Source organism: Mesorhizobium sp. M7A.F.Ca.CA.004.04.2.1, from assembly GCF_004022825.1.
Lineage (GTDB): Bacteria > Pseudomonadota > Alphaproteobacteria > Rhizobiales > Rhizobiaceae > Mesorhizobium.
This window is the reverse complement of the sequence record NZ_RZPH01000757.1, coordinates 1-3,024: the sequence shown is the minus strand read 5'-3', so window position 1 is coordinate 3,024 and position 3,024 is coordinate 1. Positions and strand designations below refer to the sequence as shown.

The following is a 3,024-nucleotide window of genomic DNA, read 5'->3' as shown; positions in this document are numbered from 1 at the left end:
ATCGTCACCCTCGGCGTCTCGCTTGCCACCATTGCCGCACCGTCGATGGGCGCGTTGATCAGTGACTGGATAGGGTGGCGCAGTGCCATGGCCATGACGGCGGGGCTGGCCGCGCTTGCCCTGCTGCTGCAGTTTCTCAGCCTGCCGACCTTGCCTGCAACGGCAAGCAACAGCCTTGCAGATGTATTTCGGCTGACCCGGCGGCGCGGCATCCAACTCGGCATGCTGGCTATTGTTTTGCTGATGACGGGGCATTTTGCCGGCTCGGTCTATGTGCGTCCCTTCCTCGAACAGGTGACACTCCTTACAACCGGACCGATTGCCCTGGCTCTGCTCGGGTTTGGCATCGCTGCCGTGATCGGTAATGTTGCCGGCGGCCGCATGGCCGACACCAACATCCACATGGCCCTCGCAGTCACCGCGGCGTTGATGGCGGTTGCGGCACTTACTTTGGTGCTTTGGGGCTCGCATATGGGCGTTGCCTTCGGCTTCGTTACGCTGTGGGGTTTCGCCTTTGGCATGGCGCCGGTGGTGCTGCCGACCAATATGTCGCGCGCGGCGCCTGATGCGCTGGAGGCAGCGGGCAGCCTGATGGTCACCTCTTTCCAAATTGCCATCACCATCGGCGCGGTTGTCGGCGGCTATGTCGTGGACACCTATGGCGCGACCGGGCCTTTGACTCTGACCGCTGTCCTTGCCGCATCGACCGCCGTCTTGGCGCTGCTGCAGCCACGCAGCTGAACTTTGCTGCCGCTGATAAAATAGCCTGAATCCGGGCCGCCGCCGATGTTGCAGGCGCGATACACAAGTTGAGGCCGGGAACACGTTGCATCTTGCCGCAATCGAAGGCTAAGGACGCTCGGCTTCGGCCATTGGAGGGTGATCGACGATCAAGTCGCGCCCTTTTTGAGGAGATGACTGACATGAAGAAGTTTTTGTTTGTTGCCGTCGGCCTGGCGGTGCTTGCCGGTTCGGCTTGCTCGAAGGCGCCCGAGTGCACGGCGGAAATCGCGACCAAGAAGGCGCAGGACATGGCTACCGCGCTGCAGGAAGCGATTACCAAGGACCCGTCCAAAGCGGCTGATCTGACGGCCAAGGTCCAGGCGGTGACAACCAAGTATCAGGGCGCTACGACATTGGCCGACGCCTGCAAGGCCTATGACGAACTGACGGCCACAATCAAAGGCTAACGCCCTGATTTGAGATCAAGGCCTAAGCGCCTGATTCGATGGGTCAAGGGAGAGGGCGGTGACCGTGGGGTCGCCGCCTTTTTTTCGGATTTTCAGTTCGGCGCGATTTCAGTTCGGCGCGATGGAGCCGACTTCGACTGCGTCGACGCGCTTCAAGCTCATGCCGATCACCGGCACCAACTGGTCGTCGACGCGCACGGCAATAGTCACTGTCATCGAATTGTCGTCAGGGATGCGAGCCTGCATGACGCCGCGCAGCTGGTTGCGGTTGATGGTGAAGACCACTTTGCGGGCATCGACGACGTTGCCGCCGATGATGTCGAGGCCGGAACCGGTCGCGCCACCCATAAAGCTGCCCTTGTAGCCCTCGCGGCCCTTGCGCTCGATCTTGGCCGACATCGGCTGGGTGAACATGCCGACCCGGCAGCCGCCGTCGAGCGACATGCCGACCTTGCCGTCGGGCGTCGAGCCGGTGAAGCTGCAGTTGAACTTGGTGCCTTTGTACTTGCCGGCGACGATTTCGCCGGGACCGATCCACTTGCCTTCAGCAGACTGGAAGAACTGCTTGTCCGGCTCCGCCGCAGATGCCACTCCGGCAATGCCGACGACTGCCGCAATCACCGTTGCCAGGGGCAGGACGCTGGATAGAATTACGCTTTTCATCGACGACACCCGGCAACAAAGATGCTGTTTGGAACCCGTCTGACCATGAACAAGATTGGTTAATGCTTCGTCACCGAGGAGCCGCGGCAGAGCAGTCCGGTAACGATTCCGAATGTCCGGACACTCCAGCCTGTCTCACTTGCCGGATGGGGTCGTTTCACCATCTTTCCTGGTTGCGAACGATGTCAGCGCCGAGAGGAAGTCGCCCAATCCGGGACGCTTGGCGGCGCTGAAGGGCAGGGGTCGCGCCGTCTCCATCGCGGCGATGCCGATGCGCGCCGTCATCATGCCGTTGACGACGCCCTCGCCAAGCTTGGCCGAAAGGCGCGCGGCCAGGCCGTGGCCGACGATCTGCTGGACGAAACTGTCACCGACCGCGATCGAGCCGGTAACCGCCAGATGCGCCAGCACGCTGCGCGCCAGGCGGAAGAAACCCAGCGTTCCGGGCCGTCCGCCATAGAGCTCCGACAGGCGGCGAATGAGCCGCCCGGCCTCGAATACGACATAGGCGACATCGACCAGTGCGCGTGGACTGACCGCCGTCACCAGCGAAACGCGTTTGGCGGCCTCGAGGATCATCACCTTTGCCCTGGCATCGAGGGGGCCCAGAATTTCTGCCTCGGCCAGGCGCACGAGATTGCCGCCGTCGATGATTTCGCCGCGCAGTTCGGCCAGCGCGCGCCGGCCGGCCGCGGTCTCGGGTTTGGCCGCGACAAAGGCCGACAGCTCGTCGACGACCGATCGTGCCGCCTTGGGATCGTCACGCTCGATTGCGTCGAGCGCCCGTTTCTGCAGCTTTTCGACCTCGGCGAGGCGGCCGATCGCCAGGAATTCGCGAATCAGGATCACCATAAGCGCCAGCACGGCGATGGCAGCCATGCCGGCGGCCAGCCAGCCCAGCCATTCGGCGCGCGCAAAGAGGTCGCGTATGAGCTGGTCGGTCCACAAGCCGACAGCCAGCGAAACCAGCACGCCAAAGGCGCCGAAGAAGATGCTGCCGAGCAGCGAGCGTTTCCTGGGGGCAATGGCCGGTGGCGGCTCCGCGGCAATGATGTCGGGCTCGTCGAAGACATCGACTTCCGCCGGGAGGACCATCGCGACATCGGTCTTCATCGCGCGCGGTTTGCGCTGGGCATCGGCCTGGGGGCGCGGCTCAGGGGCCGTTTGTCTC

The 3,024-nt window shown here is 63.2% G+C and carries 4 protein-coding genes; 2 read left to right on the top strand and 2 right to left on the bottom strand.

Annotation, left to right across the window (positions count from 1 at the left end):
* Together EN893_RS26460 and EN893_RS26455 are read left to right on the top strand one after the other, a co-directional pair.
* Window positions 1-741 (top strand): MFS transporter (locus EN893_RS26460; RefSeq protein ID WP_164901116.1); only part of this gene is annotated, 741 nt, incomplete at its 5' end.
* 182 nt (window positions 742-923) lie between these two features.
* Window positions 924-1,190: a hypothetical protein gene (locus EN893_RS26455; protein ID WP_127271315.1), complete on the top strand. Its 267-nt coding sequence runs from the start codon at window positions 924-926 to the stop codon at window positions 1,188-1,190.
* 108 nt (window positions 1,191-1,298) lie between these two features.
* On the opposite strand, the gene EN893_RS26450 is transcribed toward EN893_RS26455, so the two are convergent.
* Together EN893_RS26450 and EN893_RS26445 are read right to left on the bottom strand one after the other, a co-directional pair.
* Window positions 1,299-1,853, bottom strand: coding sequence for a hypothetical protein (locus EN893_RS26450; protein WP_127271313.1), 555 nt, complete (start codon window positions 1,851-1,853; stop codon window positions 1,299-1,301).
* A 135-nt stretch (window positions 1,854-1,988) separates the two neighbouring features.
* Window positions 1,989-3,024: YcjF family protein (locus EN893_RS26445; RefSeq protein WP_128361895.1), on the bottom strand; the 1,036-nt coding region annotated here is incomplete at its 5' end.

Coding starts and splice junctions, on each gene's coding strand:
- EN893_RS26450 (WP_127271313.1), bottom strand. CDS start 1,853: ATGAAAAGCGTAATTCTATCCAGCGTCCTGCCCCTGGCAACGGTGATT.
- EN893_RS26455 (WP_127271315.1), top strand. CDS start 924: ATGAAGAAGTTTTTGTTTGTTGCCGTCGGCCTGGCGGTGCTTGCCGGT.